The 16,167-nt window shown below is 58.3% G+C and carries 10 protein-coding genes and 3 rRNA genes; 4 read left to right on the top strand and 9 right to left on the bottom strand.

Going from position 1 to position 16,167, the window contains the following annotated elements; translation table 11 throughout:
* Window positions 1-199 precede the first annotated feature (199 nt).
* The 3 genes from FXY94_RS03865 (at window position 200) to rrf (ending at window position 5,361) form a co-directional block, all read left to right on the top strand.
* Window positions 200-1,717, top strand: a 16S ribosomal RNA gene (locus FXY94_RS03865).
* 373 nt (window positions 1,718-2,090) lie between these two features.
* Window positions 2,091-5,155 (top strand): 23S ribosomal RNA (locus FXY94_RS03870).
* An 89-nt stretch (window positions 5,156-5,244) separates the two neighbouring features.
* Window positions 5,245-5,361, top strand: a 5S ribosomal RNA gene (gene rrf / locus FXY94_RS03875).
* The 16S, 23S and 5S rRNA genes sit together here, the layout of an rRNA operon.
* Window positions 5,362-5,946: 585 nt before the next feature.
* Here the strand turns inward: rrf and FXY94_RS03880 are convergent.
* The 5 genes from FXY94_RS03880 to FXY94_RS03900 form a co-directional block, all read right to left on the bottom strand.
* Window positions 5,947-6,849 (bottom strand): hypothetical protein, encoded by a 903-nt coding sequence (locus FXY94_RS03880; protein ID WP_016663711.1) that lies wholly within the window; start codon window positions 6,847-6,849, stop codon window positions 5,947-5,949.
* A 276-nt stretch (window positions 6,850-7,125) separates the two neighbouring features.
* Window positions 7,126-8,007, bottom strand: a complete 882-nt coding sequence (locus FXY94_RS10780; RefSeq protein WP_016663712.1) for a flagellar basal body-associated FliL family protein — start codon at window positions 8,005-8,007, stop codon at window positions 7,126-7,128.
* Window positions 7,994-8,698 (bottom strand): hypothetical protein, encoded by a 705-nt coding sequence (locus FXY94_RS03890; protein ID WP_016663713.1) that lies wholly within the window; start codon window positions 8,696-8,698, stop codon window positions 7,994-7,996. The genes FXY94_RS10780 and FXY94_RS03890 overlap by 14 nt, the downstream gene beginning before the upstream one ends.
* Entirely contained in the window at window positions 8,695-9,423 is a 729-nt protein-coding gene (locus tag FXY94_RS03895; RefSeq protein WP_016663714.1) for a hypothetical protein, read from the bottom strand. Before FXY94_RS03895 ends, FXY94_RS03890 begins: the two co-directional genes overlap by 4 nt.
* Before the next feature lie 161 nt (window positions 9,424-9,584).
* Window positions 9,585-10,055, bottom strand: a complete 471-nt coding sequence (locus tag FXY94_RS03900; protein ID WP_040386434.1) for a hypothetical protein — start codon at window positions 10,053-10,055, stop codon at window positions 9,585-9,587.
* Between the two features lie 288 nt (window positions 10,056-10,343).
* On the opposite strand from FXY94_RS03900, the gene FXY94_RS03905 reads away from it, so the two are divergent.
* A complete protein-coding gene (locus tag FXY94_RS03905; protein ID WP_016663716.1) occupies window positions 10,344-11,132 on the top strand; it encodes a DUF981 family protein in 789 nt (262 codons plus the stop codon).
* 66 nt (window positions 11,133-11,198) lie between these two features.
* On the opposite strand, the gene FXY94_RS03910 is transcribed toward FXY94_RS03905, so the two are convergent.
* The 4 genes from FXY94_RS03910 to FXY94_RS03925 form a co-directional block, all read right to left on the bottom strand.
* The gene (locus FXY94_RS03910) at window positions 11,199-12,686 is read right to left on the bottom strand and encodes a DUF1846 domain-containing protein (protein WP_016663717.1); all 1,488 of its coding nucleotides are present in this window, start codon (window positions 12,684-12,686) and stop codon (window positions 11,199-11,201) included.
* A 167-nt stretch (window positions 12,687-12,853) separates the two neighbouring features.
* Window positions 12,854-13,684: a carbohydrate ABC transporter permease gene (locus FXY94_RS03915; protein ID WP_016663718.1), complete on the bottom strand. Its 831-nt coding sequence runs from the start codon at window positions 13,682-13,684 to the stop codon at window positions 12,854-12,856.
* The gene (locus tag FXY94_RS03920) at window positions 13,681-14,571 is read right to left on the bottom strand and encodes a carbohydrate ABC transporter permease (protein WP_016663719.1); all 891 of its coding nucleotides are present in this window, start codon (window positions 14,569-14,571) and stop codon (window positions 13,681-13,683) included. The genes FXY94_RS03915 and FXY94_RS03920 overlap by 4 nt, the downstream gene beginning before the upstream one ends.
* Before the next feature lie 91 nt (window positions 14,572-14,662).
* Window positions 14,663-15,955, bottom strand: a complete 1,293-nt coding sequence (locus FXY94_RS03925) for an ABC transporter substrate-binding protein (RefSeq protein WP_016663720.1) — start codon at window positions 15,953-15,955, stop codon at window positions 14,663-14,665.
* Window positions 15,956-16,167: the final 212 nt, after the last annotated feature.

Here is a 16,167-nt window from a genome sequence, read left to right on the forward strand (position 1 = left end):
AGTTGTAGGGGTTGCTCCAAAACGAAGTGCTCGTGTGAGTGTGGGTGTTTGGGTGCGTGTGTTGTTTGATATCTCAATAGTGTGTCTGTTTATTGATGCCAATTTTTTTTGGCAGGAACATTGAATTTCTTGTTCAATTTCTGGATGGTCAGCGTAATGTTGATTGTTTGTTTCTGCTGGGTTTAGATTTTTCTGTTTTTTAATGGAGAGTTTGATCCTGGCTCAGGACGAACGCTGGCGGCGTGCTTAACACATGCAAGTCGAACGATGAAGCTGTGCTTGCACAGTGGATTAGTGGCGAACGGGTGAGTAACACGTGAGTAACCTGCCCTCCACTTTGGGATAACTCCGAGAAATCGGGGCTAATACTGGATATGACCTTGGCCCGCATGGGTTGTGGTGGAAAGTTTTTCGGTGGGGGATGGGCTCGCGGCCTATCAGTTTGTTGGTGAGGTAGTGGCTCACCAAGGCGATGACGGGTAGCCGGCCTGAGAGGGCGACCGGCCACACTGGGACTGAGACACGGCCCAGACTCCTACGGGAGGCAGCAGTGGGGAATATTGCACAATGGGCGAAAGCCTGATGCAGCGACGCCGCGTGGGGGATGACGGCCTTCGGGTTGTAAACCTCTTTCAGCAAGGAAGAAGCGAAAGTGACGGTACTTGCAGAAGAAGCGCCGGCTAACTACGTGCCAGCAGCCGCGGTAATACGTAGGGCGCAAGCGTTGTCCGGAATTATTGGGCGTAAAGGGCTTGTAGGTGGCTTGTCGCGTCTGCCGTGAAAACCCAGGGCTTAACTCTGGGCGTGCGGTGGGTACGGGCAGGCTAGAGTGCGGTAGGGGAGACTGGAATTCCTGGTGTAGCGGTGAAATGCGCAGATATCAGGAGGAACACCGATGGCGAAGGCAGGTCTCTGGGCCGTTACTGACACTGAGAAGCGAAAGCATGGGGAGCGAACAGGATTAGATACCCTGGTAGTCCATGCCGTAAACGTTGGGCACTAGGTGTGGGGAGCATTCCACGTTTTCCGCGCCGTAGCTAACGCATTAAGTGCCCCGCCTGGGGAGTACGGCCGCAAGGCTAAAACTCAAAGGAATTGACGGGGGCCCGCACAAGCGGCGGAGCATGCGGATTAATTCGATGCAACGCGAAGAACCTTACCAAGGCTTGACATGCACTGGATCGCTGCAGAGATGTGGTTTTCTTTGGACTGGTGCACAGGTGGTGCATGGTTGTCGTCAGCTCGTGTCGTGAGATGTTGGGTTAAGTCCCGCAACGAGCGCAACCCTCGTTCCATGTTGCCAGCACTTCGGGTGGGGACTCATGGGAGACTGCCGGGGTCAACTCGGAGGAAGGTGGGGACGACGTCAAATCATCATGCCCCTTATGTCTTGGGCTTCACGCGTGCTACAATGGTCGGTACAATGGGTTGCGATACTGTGAGGTGGAGCTAATCCCAAAAAGCCGGTCTCAGTTCGGATTGGGGTCTGCAACTCGACCCTATGAAGTCGGAGTCGCTAGTAATCGCAGATCAGCAATGCTGCGGTGAATACGTTCCCGGGCCTTGTACACACCGCCCGTCAAGTCACGAAAGTCGGTAACACCCGAAGCCGATGGCCCAAGCTTTATGCGGGGAGTCGTCGAAGGTGGGATCGGTGATTGGGACTAAGTCGTAACAAGGTAGCCGTACCGGAAGGTGCGGCTGGATCACCTCCTTTCTAAGGAGTTTACTTTTGCCCTGCACCGCTTTTTGTGGTGTGCGTGTTCTGCGCCGTGTGTGTGCAGCGCGTATGGGGCTGGGTGGAACATCAATAAAAGATGAGTGGCTTTCTGGTTGTGTTTGAGTACGCCCTGTTGTGGGGTTGGAAAGAGTGCGGTTGGGGGTTGCTTGTTGTGGGCACACTATTGGGGTGTGAGGCTGCACGCGTGAGCGTTTTGGTCTTGTCCCTTCCTGTTGCTGCTGACTGTGGTTGGTGGTGGTGGGTGTGGGGGTGTTGTTTGTCAACTGCATAGTGGACGCGAGCATCTTGTAAGCAATTTTTTGTTACAGATAGTTCAATGTTTTTGGTCTATGTGTTCATTTTTGAGTGTTTCTAAGTTACTTAGAGCATACGGTGGATGCCTGGGCACAAGGAGCCGATGAAGGACGTGGGAGTCTGCGATAAGCCTCGGGGAGGTGACAACCGACCTGTGATCCGGGGATGTCCGAATGGGGAAACCCGCCGCGACGTGAGTCGTGGTACCCGCCGCTGAATGTATAGGTGGTGTGGGGGGAACGAGGGGAAGTGAAACATCTCAGTACCCTTAGGAAGAGAAAACAATAGTGATTGCGTGAGTAGTGGCGAGCGAAAGCGTAGGAGGCTAAACCATGCTGGTGTGAGACTCGGTAGGGGTTGCTGGTGTGGGGTTGTGGGGTGCATTTACACAATATCTACCGGTGTTGTGGCGTCGTGGTGTGTGGTAGGTGAAGCCTTGTGAGTGGGGCGCCATAGTGGGTGTGAGTCCCGTAGCTGAAACTGCATGGCCAGGCGTGGTGTTGCCCCGAGTAGGGCCGGGCTCGTGGAATCCGGTGTGAATCTGCCAGGACCACCTGGTAAGCCTAAATACTTCCTTGTGACCGATAGCGGACTAGTACCGTGAGGGAAAGGTGAAAAGTACCCCGGGAGGGGAGTGAAAGAGTACCTGAAACCGTGTGCTTACAATCCGTCGGAGCCTTGAGGGGTGACGGCGTGCCTATTGAAAAATGAGCCTGCGAGTTAGTGGTCGGTGGCGAGGTTAACCTGTGTGGGGTAGCCGTAGCGAAAGCGAGTCTGAATGGGGCGTTGAGTCGCCGGCTCTAGACCCGAAGCGAAGTGATCTATCCATGGGCAGTGTGAAGCGCGGGTAAGACCGTGTGGAGGCGCGAACCCACTTCAGTTGAAAATGGAGGGGATGACCTGTGGATAGGGGTGAAAGGCCAATCAAACTTCGTGATAGCTGGTTCTCCCCGAAATGCATTTAGGTGCAGCGTTGCGTGTTTCGTGCTGGAGGTAGAGCACTGGATAGGCGATGGGCCCCACCGGGTTACTGACCTTAGCCAAACTCCGAATGCCGGTACGTGAGAGCGTAGCAGTGAGACTGTGGGGGATAAGCTTCATGGTCGAGAGGGAAACAGCCCAGAACATCAGCTAAGGCCCCTAAGCGTGTGCTAAGTGGGAAAGGATGTGGAGTTGCTGAGACAACCAGGAGGTTGGCTTAGAAGCAGCCACCCTTGAAAGAGTGCGTAATAGCTCACTGGTCAAGTGATTCTGCGCCGATAATGTAGCGGGGCTCAAGTACACCGCCGAAGCTGTGTCACTCCATTTTGTGTGGGGTGGGTAGGGGAGCGTCGTGTGGCCGGTGAAGCTGCGGGGGAACCCAGTGGTGGAGGCTATGCGAGTGAGAATGCAGGCATGAGTAGCGAAAGACGGGTGAGAAACCCGTCCTCCGAATGATCAAGGGTTCCGGGGCTAGGTTAATCCGCCCCGGGTTAGTCGGGACCTAAGGCGAGGCCGACAGGCGTAGTCGATGGATAACGGGTTGATATTCCCGTACCGATAGTGTGAGGACCCATACCGAGGCGTGTGATGCTAACCACCCGAGCTGCTGCTTCCTTCCCTTTGGGTTGGTTGTTGGTGGTGAGGCTGGGAACCAAGTGCGTAGTAGGTCAGCGTGTGGGATGACGCAGTGAGGTAGCTTCCGCGGGGTAATGGTTGTCCCCGTTCAAGCGAGCAGCCCGAGTGCGAGTAATGTTGTGCTCTTGTGGGTGAGTCGTGATGAGGACCCTTTATTGGGGTAGGTGGGTGATCCTGGACTGCCGAGAAAAGTTCCGGCGTGACGAGCACTATTGCCCGTACCCTAAACCGACTCAGGTGATCAGGTAGAGAATACTAAGGAGTTCGAGAGAATCGTGGTTAAGGAACTCGGCAAAATGCCCCCGTAACTTCGGGAGAAGGGGGGCCTGAGGTGTGAGAGCACTGATGGCCGCAGAGACCAGGGAGAAGCGACTGTTTACTAAAAACACAGGTCCGTGCGAAGACGTAAGTCGCTGTATACGGACTGACGCCTGCCCGGTGCTGGAAGGTTAAGAGGACTGGTTAGCCCCTTGTGGGCGAAGCTGAGAATTTAAGCCCCAGTAAACGGCGGTGGTAACTATAACCATCCTAAGGTAGCGAAATTCCTTGTCGGGTAAGTTCCGACCTGCACGAATGGCGTAACGACTTCTCCACTGTCTCAACCGCGAACTCGGCGAAATTGCATTACGAGTAAAGATGCTCGTTACGCGCAGCAGGACGGAAAGACCCCGGGACCTTTACTATAGTTTGGTATTGGTGTTCGGAACGGCTTGTGTAGGATAGGTGGGAGACTGAGAAGCTGGCACGCTAGTGTTGGTGGAGTCGTTGGTGAAATACCACTCTGGTCGTTTTGGATTCCTCACTTCGAACCATGATCTGGTTCAGGGACAGTGCCTGATGGGTAGTTTAACTGGGGCGGTTGCCTCCTAAAGAGTAACGGAGGCGCTCAAAGGTTCCCTCAGCCTGGTTGGCAATCAGGTGTTGAGTGTAAGTGCACAAGGGAGCTTGACTGCGAGACAGACATGTCGGGCAGGAGCGAAAGCTGGAACTAGTGACCCGGCACCTCATTGTGGAATGGGTGTCGCTCAACGGATAAAAGGTACCCCGGGGATAACAGGCTGATCTTGCCCAAGAGCTCATATCGACGGCATGGTTTGGCACCTCGATGTCGGCTCGTCGCATCCTGGGGCTGGAGTTGGTCCCAAGGGTTAGGCTGTTCGCCTATTAAAGCGGTACGCGAGCTGGGTTTAGAACGTCGTGAGACAGTTCGGTCCCTATCCGCTGCGCGCGTTGGATATTTGAGAAGGCCTGTCCCTAGTACGAGAGGACCGGGATGGACTAACCTCTGGTGTGCCAGTTGTTCTGCCAAGGGCATGGCTGGTTGGCTACGTTGGGAAGGGATAACCGCTGAAAGCATCTAAGCGGGAAGCCTGCTTCGAGATGAGATATCCGTACATTTTTTGTGTGGGAGGTCCCCTGTAGATGACGGGGTTGATAGGCCAGATGTGGAAGCGCGGTAACGTGTGGAGCTGACTGGTACTAATTGGCCGATGACTTACTTGCACTCTTGTTTGCTTTGTTTGTGTGTTCGCGTTCACTGTGTGGTTGACATTCCACACCCCCTGCTTGTTTGTGGGGAGGGTTTTGGTTGTTTCGGTGGTCATAGCGTTGGGGAAACGCCCGGTTCCATTCCGAACCCGGTAGCTAAGCCCAGTTGCGCCGATGGTACTGCACTCGGGAGGGTGTGGGAGAGTAGGACACCGCCGAACTATTCTTTGAGGGTGGAGCCCCGGCCGCTAGGGTCGGGGCTCCCCACATTTAACGCCCGAATTTTTGGAGCCAATACCCCTGAGCTAAGGTTCGGGGTTTTCTTTTGCCTTCATGCGAATGCTTGCATCATCCGTGTGTTTACCGATCGCGCTGCCCGCATGGTGAAGAGAGTCAGCTAGCTGAGCGCTCTCGCTCGCTTAGTCACTGAACTTATCCGTCGATCGAGGGCATCGAGGAGAAAAGCTGATTGCTCCACCTTTTCGCCGGTGTTAGATGCTTTGTAGGTGAGGCGATAGTCAGGAGCCGGTGCCCGAAGCTTCGCCGGCATCTTGTCCTGGAGCGGCCCCTGCCTGTCTGGCCACCGAGTCTGTGCTCAAGTGTTGCTACGCTCCGACGGAATCATGCCATTGGACTCGTGCGGCTCCGCGAGGTTTTCGCCTTTATCGAGATCATCGCCGCTTTCGGGCGGGATGGCATGGGCTAAATGCGCTGGCGGAGCCGCTGAGTAGTTTGCAATTACCTTACGAAGGGTTCTTGCACTTTTGTTGTCGTTTTTGAGGAGTGGGAAGTCCAGGCGAGAATGTCTATCCCATCTTCGAAATGAACTCGTCGCCCCAGGCGGTAACGTCTTCGGGACTCAGCGCTCCGGCGTTTGCACCGATGATATAGACGAGTGCGCCGGAAGAGTTCTGTTTGTAGCACGTATGACTATTCGTGGTTTTGGATTCGCATGTCCAGCTGCCTACGGTCTTCTTTTCTCCACTTCCGTACTTTGTGAACATGTCTTGGGTGTCTTTGTCATTGATGATCGAAGCGATATAGACAAGAGTCATATCCTGAGAGACGTAGGTTCCGCCAACGTCGCCGATTCCGGCATCGCCGAACGAGGGGTCGAGGCTTGTCGAGCCAACCTGTTGAGGAAGGTTCCCCGATGCCACTCCGCCTCCACCGCCGGGCTGCGGAGCGTCTCCACCGCCTTGTCCCGGCTGAGGGCTATTGCCGCCGTCCCCGGGTTGCGGGTCGTTGCCCCCGGTGCCAGGTTGGGGCATCGGCTGGGGGATATTCTTGACGTCGTCAGGTTGAGGGCTGTCGCTGCTGTTTCCACCGGGCGCGGGGTTCGGAGCAGGAGCTGAACCCCCGTTGTTATTCGTGTTCCCCTTGTCGTCCTTGCCCTTGAGGTCCTTTTCCGCGGAGCTCACTTCTGAGGCGGGAACCTCTTTTTTGTCGTCGCCATTGAGGAGCGTGAACGCGAGGACGCCTCCACCGACCAGGAGAGCGAGCAGGAGGAGAACACCGCAGCCGATTCCAACCCACAGTCCAGTCTTGCTCCTCTTCTGTGGAGGCATACCGCCGCCGGGGTATCCCGCGGGCTGGTTGTATTGCCCTTGAAAATTGCCCTGATCGTATGAGGGCTGCTGGTCGTAGCCTTGGTTGCCGTTCGGATTTGCACTCGAAGCAGCTCCTGGCTGCCACTCGGGGTTGCTCATGTTCGATGTCTTCCTGCTGTGCTGGGTCGCGAAGGTGCGAGAAGCGGACGGGACGTGTCGCAGACGCCAATGTAGGCGCAGGCGCCAGTCAGTATTACACATCACATCGATGGAAACCTAGAGTTGCCTATCTCAAAATTGCGGTGAGAGCACCAGGGGTTGAAAAACGCAGGCGGGAGGATCCTGACGAGCTTTTGCTTACGGAATGCACCTCGGCGTCTTTGCCTTGGCTCGCACATCTCACCCCCACGCTGTGTGTGCTCCCGTTCGGGTGCTTTAGTGTGGCGCGGTCGCAAGCTGATCGCCGAACTGGGCGATCTCGTTGAGGTCTTTCACATTGGAGGCCATAATGAGCACGATCGCGCCGCCAGGGCCCTGGGCGTAACAGTCGCCGCCGTTCTCTACGAAGGCGTCTTCTTGGCATTTCCAGTTGCCGATCTGTTTTCCGGTCGCGTCAAGATCTTGGACAAAGAGTCGACCGCTCTCGGTATCGTGGAATACCTCGACCCAGAAGATCGCAGAGCTGTTTGGTGAGGAGTACACCTTCTCAACATCACCGAAATCTAGTTTCGGTTGGCTTTCGTCGACTTTGAAATCTCCCACTTGATCCGGGGGAGTATAGCCGCCGCTGGGATTCGAGCCCGGGGCGGGATCCGGCCCGTTCGGTCCCGGCGCCGGCTGGGGGCCAGGGTCAGGACCGTTGGGCCCTGGGGCCGGTGCAGGTTGAGGTCCGGGATTCGGGTCTGGATTCGGAGCCGGGTTGGGGTTCGGCTGCGGCGCTGGGTTCGGACCAGGTGCTGGAGCCGGGTTGGGGTTAGGTACAGGGTTATCCCCACCGCCATCACTCACGGGAGCCTTGGGGTTCGGGGCGGGCGCGGGTGCGCTCGTGGTCGTGTCGTCTTTAGAGTCCGACGCTTCCTTGTCTTTGTTGTTCATGAGCATGAAGGCGAGAACTCCACCGGCGATGAGAAGGAGCACGAATGCGACGCCCATCCCGATCGCGACCCACAGAACCATCCTGTTTTTCTTTTCCGGGGGTACCGGGCCCGGTTGGGTCATTGGAGTGCCGCCCTGTGGTGCTTGGTAAGGGCTGCCAGCCTGGTACTCGGTTGGTTCTGCGTGGGGATCGGGGGTCTGCTGCCAATTATTGTTGTTCATTCAACGCTCCAAGGAGTTCGTCGCCCCATGCTGCGAGTTCGTTGGGGGCGAGCGTCTTGGCTCCAATCGCCACGTAGCCGTGAGTGGCGTCTTGCGTGATGCAGCCGGTAAGTGAGCTGGACTCTTCCACGGCGCATGTCCATTTGCCGATTTTTTGGGGGTTAGGGAGGGTCTTCGCAACGCTCTCAGCGTTACGGTCGGTGTTCTTGCCGACTCCAACTTCGATCTGGGTGCCGTCGGGCATTTGGTACACGGAATGGAAGTCAAAGTTTTGAGGGGCTTGGTGGGGCTCCCCGGAGTTGACGAGAACGGCGTCTCCGATCTTTTGGGGTTCGCCGCCCCGAGCTTCGACTGGCCCGGAGCCGTCGTCGGGCTCGGGTTCCGGTGTCGGTGCGGGCTGCGAGGTCCGTTCGTCCCCGCCCTCATCGCTTGGTGGTGCCGACGCTGGATCGCTTTGGCCGTCGTCTTGTGGGCTCGGGTCGGGAGCTGTAGACGACGTGGTCGTGTCGTCGCCGCCCGATTCCTTCGAATCATTCCCGCTCATGAGCGCGAACGCGAGGATGATGCCGCCGACGATGAGGGCGAGCAGCACGATGCAGCCGCAGCCGAGGCCAACCCACAGGCCGGTCCTGCTCTTCTTTGCGGTCGGTATTCCGGGAAGGTGGCCGCCGTGTGGCGTGAATTGGGTCATGAGCTCGCTCCTCCGGCTGCGATGAACTGATCACCGAAGTTGGCGAGAGTTTGGGCATCTGGCGTGCCGATCACCTTCACGACGTCGGTGCCGTTGGAAGATTTCACGCAAATGTTTTGGCTCGGGTCTCCTTGGAAGGTCCCGCACGTCCAGCCGTTGATTTCTTGTCCGTCAGTGATGGTTTTCTTTTCATCCTCGGGGCTGAGCGTGGGATTTGCCGCGCCCGACACTTCGATCATGTCCATTGCGCTGTTGCTGTAGGCAGCGACGTAATCCGCACCGACAGTATTGCCTGTTCCAACACCGGCGAGTGTGTAGTCGCCGACTTGTTGCGGTTTATTTGAACTGCTGTCGCCCGAGGGCTGTTCTGGCATGGGAGCAGGCCCTGGGTCGTTGCCACCATCGTTGGGAGCCGGAGCGGGATTTGATGCCGTGCTGTCGCCGCCGCTGGGGGCGGGCGCTGGATTTGGTGCCGGTGCTGCAGCCGATGTCGTCGTGCCACCGTCTTTCGATTCCTTCGAATCGTCCCCGCCCATGAGCATCACTGCGAGCACGATGACACCGATGAGGAGGGCGAGGAGCAAGAGGCAGCCGCAGCCGAAGCCGACCCATAGGCCGGTATTGCTCTTTTTTTGCTGTGGCATAGCGCCCGGGTATCCCATAGCGGGCTGCCCCTGCACCGCACCGTGATTGATTGGAGCCTGATTCCACTGGTTGTTCGACATGTGCGGGGTCCTCATCGGGTGGGGCGGTGTGCGCACGCGCACAAGGGATAGCGCAGCTGACTGTAACGCTGTGCCGTTCGTCAGTATTACACATCACACCGAAGGAGTACTAGGGCTTCCGTTAATCTACGGCGCGGTGTGCGGGGCGAGATCTACTTCGGCTATTTGAGTTGCTCCATAAACTCTTCACCCCAGGCCGCAATGGTGCTGAGGTCGGCGTCGGTATCAAGCGGAACGAGGAGAACTCTTCCACGTTCGTCGTCGGCCATGCAGACGTTCATCTCGTACTGCGTCCCGCACACCCAAGGCCCGATGTCTTGCCGGTTCATGAGGCCGGCGGTGTCCTCTTCAAACGTGCGGCCCGTATCATTCTCGATCCCGATCTCGAACCCGCCGCCGCTCTCATCTTCGTAGCGGGCGCGCACGACGTAATCGTGATCCGGGTCTTCCCCGCGGGCTTCGGAATAAGCAAGGTGGGTATCGCCCACCGTTTCGGGTTCTCCGGATTTGGGGGACACAGCCTGGGAGCTTGAGGTATCGGGGGAGGGGTCCGACGCTTGCTCTTCCCTATCGCCCAGGAACATGAAGGCAAGAAGCCCGGCAACAGTGAGTGCTGCGAGCGCAACGAACATGCCACCGCAGCCAAGTAGCACCCACAGGAGAGTGTTGTTTTTGCGCTCCGGGGATGCAGAGGGGGGATTGGGTTGTCCCAATGGTGGTTGCATGCCATAAGAATAAATGAAAGCGCCTTTGCTCCTGCACCGCCCGTACAGAAGACCTTCGTCAGCATTGATATTTGACGCGATATTTAGCAATGGCCGCCTGTTGGACCGGTCAGCCGGCTCGTTCGCAACGTCTCTAGGTAAAAACCTGCAGGCGAATGCTAGTTTTAAGCAAAATCAACGCTCCAAGGAGGTCCAATGGGCACGTTTTTCACCGGTGAAAGTACGCCCGGGCTCATCGACTGGTCGTCGATGCCTACTTACAACACGATTATGGCCATCGCTGCTGGCGCCACCCTTCTCGCGCTCGTACTATTCGTACGCGGGTTAGCGAAACGCAGTACGCTCTCGCGCACCGAAGAAGTTTCGGAAGGGACAGAAGAGTACCGCGAGCTTGCCGCTTTTCTCGACGGCTATGCCGTTGCCTTTGGAGTATTCGGGCTCATTCTTTTTACGACCGGCCTCCACATGATTCTCACATGGCCGCTCGCGGAGGGCGGTTTTCCGTTCGACAACATCGTCTTCGGCGAAACCTGCCTGCCGCTCGGTGCACTGGCTCTTGGCGCTTCACTTTACCTGTGGCGTCGCCGCGATAGCGTCCTCGACGCCCCGAACCCTCTTGTGCATCTCGCGCGCATTGCGAGCCCAGTAGGCTTCTTCACCGTGCTCCTCGGCCTTGCATTGATTGGCATTGCACTTGCGGGTCTCGTGTACCAGCTTTTTGCAGCACCTCCACAAGAGCCCATCTCGGGTGCGTTCGCAAGCATGCCTATGCTCGAAAACGGCGCACTGGCCGTTCTCTTCTGTCTCGTGGCTTTTGGAGCGATCTGTTTCCCATTCATCACGAAACAGATCCGCGAGAAGGGGGCGCTCACGCCGCTTGCCGTCGTAGCAGGATGGAGCCTCGCACTTGCTGGCATCGCTTGGGGTCTTTTTGGCGCGATGAACTTCTATACCCACATCGGGCTCATTGTGAACACCATGTGAGCACACGGACGCGATGGCGTAGGTGGGCCGGCTGCTTGAGAGCCGGCCCACCTAGCTATTTGCTCGCTATTTGTGGAAAAGGCTCTTTTTGCCGAAGGCGGGCTCGCTCGTGACGAGAACCCCGAGCGAGCGGAAAACGGACTCGTCGACGGAGCCGAGGATCGTCGTCGTGTGCACGTCGCAGCCACGCAGGTTCTTAATCTGCGCGAGCGCGGCGGCTGCATTCTTGTCGCTCCCCGCGGAGACCGATAGGGCGATGAGCACTTCGTCGGTGTGCAGGCGCGGATTGCGCGAGCCCAAGTGGTCCACCTTGAGAGTCTGGATCGGCTTGATCGACTCGGGCGACAGCAAAAGGGCATCCTCGGGAATCCCCGCGAGATGCTTGAGCGCGTTGAGGAGCATGGCAGCGGAAGCACCGAGCAGGTCTGAGGTCTTGCCTGTAATGAGGGTGCCGTCGGAAAGCTCGAGGCACGAAGCAGGCCCGCCGGTTTTTTCGGCGAGGGCGAGAGCAGGCTTCACTGTGGGGCGAATCGTTTCGTCCACGCCGAGTTTCGCCATCACGAGCTTGATGCGCTGCGACTCGAGCGGGGGAAGTTCGAGCTTTTTTTCGGAAACACGGGCCTTGAAGTAGCGGCGCACAACCTCTTGCGTCGCGGCCTCGCGGCAGGCGTCGTCGTCGGTGATCGCGTACCCGGCCATGTTCACGCCCATGTCGGTCGGAGAAGCGTAAGGGCACTGCCCGAGGATGCGTTCGAGGAGGATTCTGAGCAGAGGGAACGCTTCGATATCGCGGTTGTAGTTGACGGCCTTTTCGCCGTACGTTTCGAGGTGGAACGGGTCGATGAGGTTGACGTCGTCGAGATCCGCGGTCGCCGCCTCATAGGCGAGGTTCACGGGATGCTCAAGCGGAAGGTTCCAGATCGGGAACGTCTCGAATTTCGCGTAGCTCGAGGCGATTCCGCGCTTGTGGTCGTGATAAATCTGCGACAGACACGTCGCGAGCTTGCCCGACCCAGGCCCCGGCGCCGTCACGATGATGAGGTCGCGTTCAGTTTTTGCCCACTCGTTTTGACCAAGTCCCTCCTCGGACACGACGAGGGTTGGGTCCGGGTAGCCCTTGATCGTGCGGTGGCGCACGACCGTCAAACCGAGTCGCTCCATGCGAGTTTTAAACTGTGACGCCGCCTCGTTATGGTCGTCCATTTGCGTGAGCACGATCGTGTTGACGAGGAAACCGCGCTCGCGGAACACATCCACGAGGCGCAGAACGTCCTCCTCATACGTGATGCCGAGGTCGGCGCGCATCTTGTCGTGTTCAATATCGTGGGCGTTGATGGCGATAAGGATCTCGAGCTCATCCTTCAGCTCGTAGAGCATCGCGATCTTGTTATCGGGTGTGAACCCGGGAAGAACCCTCGAAGCGTGCAGGTCGTCGAAAAGCTTGCCGCCCATTTCGAGATAGAGCTTCCCGCCGATCTGGGCCCGCCGCTCGGCGATGTGCTTCGACTGCAGCTCGATGTATTTTTCGGGATCAAAACCTTGCGTGCGTGCCATGCGAGCCTCCTGCGATGAGATGAGAAAACGAGGGGGCCGGTGGCATACGACCTGCATGTGCAGCCCTCGACATTTTAGGGCACGAGCGGGTGAGTTTCCAGGACCGTTGCGGTCCGACGGTCCCCGCGCGTACCCGCGATGCCTACTCTTTCGCGGTGGCCCTGCTCTCAGCCCTTCACGGAGCCGCTCATCATGCCCGAAATGAAGTACTTCGACAGCAGGATGTACACGACGAGGGTGGGAGCCGAAGCAAGAAGTGCGCCCGCCATCGACACCCCGTAGTTGGTTAGCAGCGCGCCGTTGGCGAGGTTGTTGAGCGCGAGAGTCACCGGGCCGTTCATCGGGGTCGCGAAGAACACCGCGAACAGGAAGTCGTTCCACGCGTTCGTGAACTGCCAGATCATGACCACCACGAAACCGGGAATCGAGATGGGCAGCGCAACGGACCAGAACGTGCGGAGCATCCCCGCGCCATCAACCTTGGCGGCTTCGATGAGCGACTCGGGAACCGTCTCGAAGTAGTTGCGGAAGATAAGCGTGCAGATCGGGATACCGAACACGACGTGCACGAGAATAAGCGAGGGAACGCCCGAGTCGATGGGCAGAGCAAGCACGAGCGAGAGCAGGGGGATCATCACGGCCTGATAGGGCAGGAACATGCCAAACAGGAGGAACGTGAATACGACATCCGCCCCGGGGAAACGCCAGCGAGACAGCACAAAGCCGTTCATGCACCCGAGAGCCGAGGAGATGATCGTCGAGGGAATGACCATCGCAAACGAACGTCCCATCGCAGGCGAGAGCGTTTCCCAGGCTTCCGCCCAGTTCTCAAGCGTCCACTCGCTCGGCAGCGCCCACGCGCGGGCGGCCGAGGCATCGCCGCTCGTTTTGAAGCTCGTGACGATGAGGACATAGACGGGAATCAGGACGAGGACGACGCCGATGAGGAGAAGGGTGAGGCGGGCGAACCGCCACGGGGAAACCGAGGAGGTGTTCACGACTGACGCTCCCTGTGTTGCTGAATGAGATAAGGAACGATGAGGACGCCCACGATGATGAGAAGAATCGTGCCGACGGCAGCCGCGTTCGCGTAGTCGAAGCTCGACTTAAACACGAACATGTCCACGGCGGGGATCTTGGTTTGGTAGTTCGAGGGTTTCGAGATCGACATGATGAGGTCGAAGCTCTTGAGGCTCATGTGCGCGATAATCACGAGAGCGCTCATGATGATGGGGGTGAGCTGCGGGAAGATCACGTGGCGGTAGATTTGCCACTCGCTCGCACCGTCCATGCGACCCGCTTCGCGAAGCTCATCGGGAACGCCGCGGAAGCCGGCGAGAAAAAGCGCCATGACATAGCCGCTCAGCTGCCAAATCGCCGGAAGGGCAATCGCGGCGATGCCCCACGTGATGTTGTTCCACCAAGGGTTTTGGAGAAAGCCGAGTCCCACCATCTGAAAGAGGCGGTTAAGCCCACTTGCACTCTCGCCCTGGTTGGAGTTGAGGAGCCAGCGCCACACCACGCCCGAGGCCACGAAGGACACAGCCATTGGGAAAAGGTAGATGGTTTGGAACACTCGACCACCTTTGATGGGGCGATCGAGAAGCCACGCCCACACGAACCCGGTGATCATCGCGCCACCCAAGAACACCACCGTGAAAATCACGAGGTTCATGAGTGAGTGGCGAAAATCGGGGCTCGAGAGAAGAGCGATGTAGTTATCGAGGCCAACGAACTTACTGGGTTGCACGCCGTTCGCTTGCGCTGCCGTGTGGTTGTCAGTGAGAGAGGTCCACACGTTCTGCGCCATAAGCACGTAGACGAAGATCCCCACGAGAATGAGCGAAGGCGAGATGAGCAGCAGGGGCGCCGCATACTTTTTCATGCCTGGTCCTAGGGTGGAAGTGGCATCGGTGGGGGCCGGGCGAGCGTCGGAAATGAGATCCCCGGCCCCGAAACCGATGTGAAAGCGGAGCTTACTTCTTCATGTTCGATTCGGCAGCGGAAACAAGCTCGGCCTGGAATGCCTTGGCGTCGGTCGCGCCGGAGGTGAACTTGCTCGTTGCGTCGGAAATGGCGTTGAGCCACGCGACCGAAGTTGCCGCACCGTGGGCGATCGAGGCGCAGATCTTGTCGTGTGCGAAGGACTCGAGCGCGGACTGCTGATACGCCGGGAACTTCGAGACATCAGCGTCGGTGCGCGCCGGGATCGAGCCCTTGGCGAGATTGAAGGCTTCCTGACCTTCAACGGACGAGATGGTCTTGAGCCACGCCTTCGCGTTGTCGGCGTGCGGTGCGCCCACAGGCAGGGTGAAGGAGTCCGCGAGGAAACCGAAGATCTTGTCGCCAGAGGCGGCCGAGGGCACCTCGAAGTAGACATAGTCCTTCATGTCTTCCTTGCCGGCTTCCTGGAATGCTGCAACGGCCCAGTCGCCCATGACGTTGTAGGCGGCCTTCTCGTCGATCACGAGGGCTGTCGCTTCGGGCCAATCGAGCGAATCTCGGTCGGAGTTGGTGTAGCCCACGAGCTTCTCGAACGCCGCGATCGCAGTGGCGACTTCCGCACCTGCCCAGTCGGTCGAGCCGTCGAACAGGCCGTTGTAGGCGTCCGCGCCGAGGTGGGACATGAGCACTGCTTCAAGCAGGTTGACCTGCGTCCACGGTGCCGCGAGAGAAAGCGCGGTGACACCCGCAGCCTTGGCCTTTTCGAGGTCGGCGAGCCAGGCATCGAACGTCTCGGGGACAGCCTTCGGGTCGATCCCGGCCTTCTCGAGCACGGCTGCTGATGCCCACACGACGTTCGAACGGTGAATGTTGGACGGCACCGAATAGATCTTGCCATCCACCGTGAGGAGCTTGACCAAACTGTCAGGGAAGGCCTTGCGCAGGTCGAACTCGTCGTAGAGTCCAGAGACGTCTTCGATCTGGCCAGCATTGATGTAATCGGTCAGCTCGCCACCCGCGTGCGCCTGGAAAGTGTCAGGCGGATTCTTGGTCTGCAAGCGCGACTGGAGCATGTCCTTTGCGGCACTGCCCGCACCACCCGCGACGGAGCCATTGACGAACTTAATCTTGGGGTTTTGCTCGTTGAATACCTTGACGAGAGCGTCGAGGCCCGCTTTCTCCGAGCCTTGGGCCCACCACGTGAAAACCTCGACAGAGTCGTCCCCTCCAGCGGAGCCGCCACCGGAGGAGTTGGAACATGCTGCGAGCGCGCCAAGCGCAATACCAGCGGACGTGAGAGTGAGGAAAGTCCTCCGTGCGATCATTGCTGTTCTCCTTTAAACAACAGGGGCGTCGTTGCCGAGTGCCGCGATGCGGCGGCCCTATTGTAGTCGCACTGGGCCCCGCGATCCAATCCGAGCGGTTGGAATGTTGTAAGTGCCGTGATCGCGCGGGCGCGGCGCGTCAGCGTGATTACGATGAGGTGACATCGCCAGTAGAGAGTAGAGACCGCGTCCGCCTAGGGCGTAAGAGGGAG

Origin of the sequence: Dermabacter jinjuensis, assembly GCF_902381725.1 — a bacterium.
GTDB lineage: Bacteria > Actinomycetota > Actinomycetes > Actinomycetales > Dermabacteraceae > Dermabacter > Dermabacter hominis.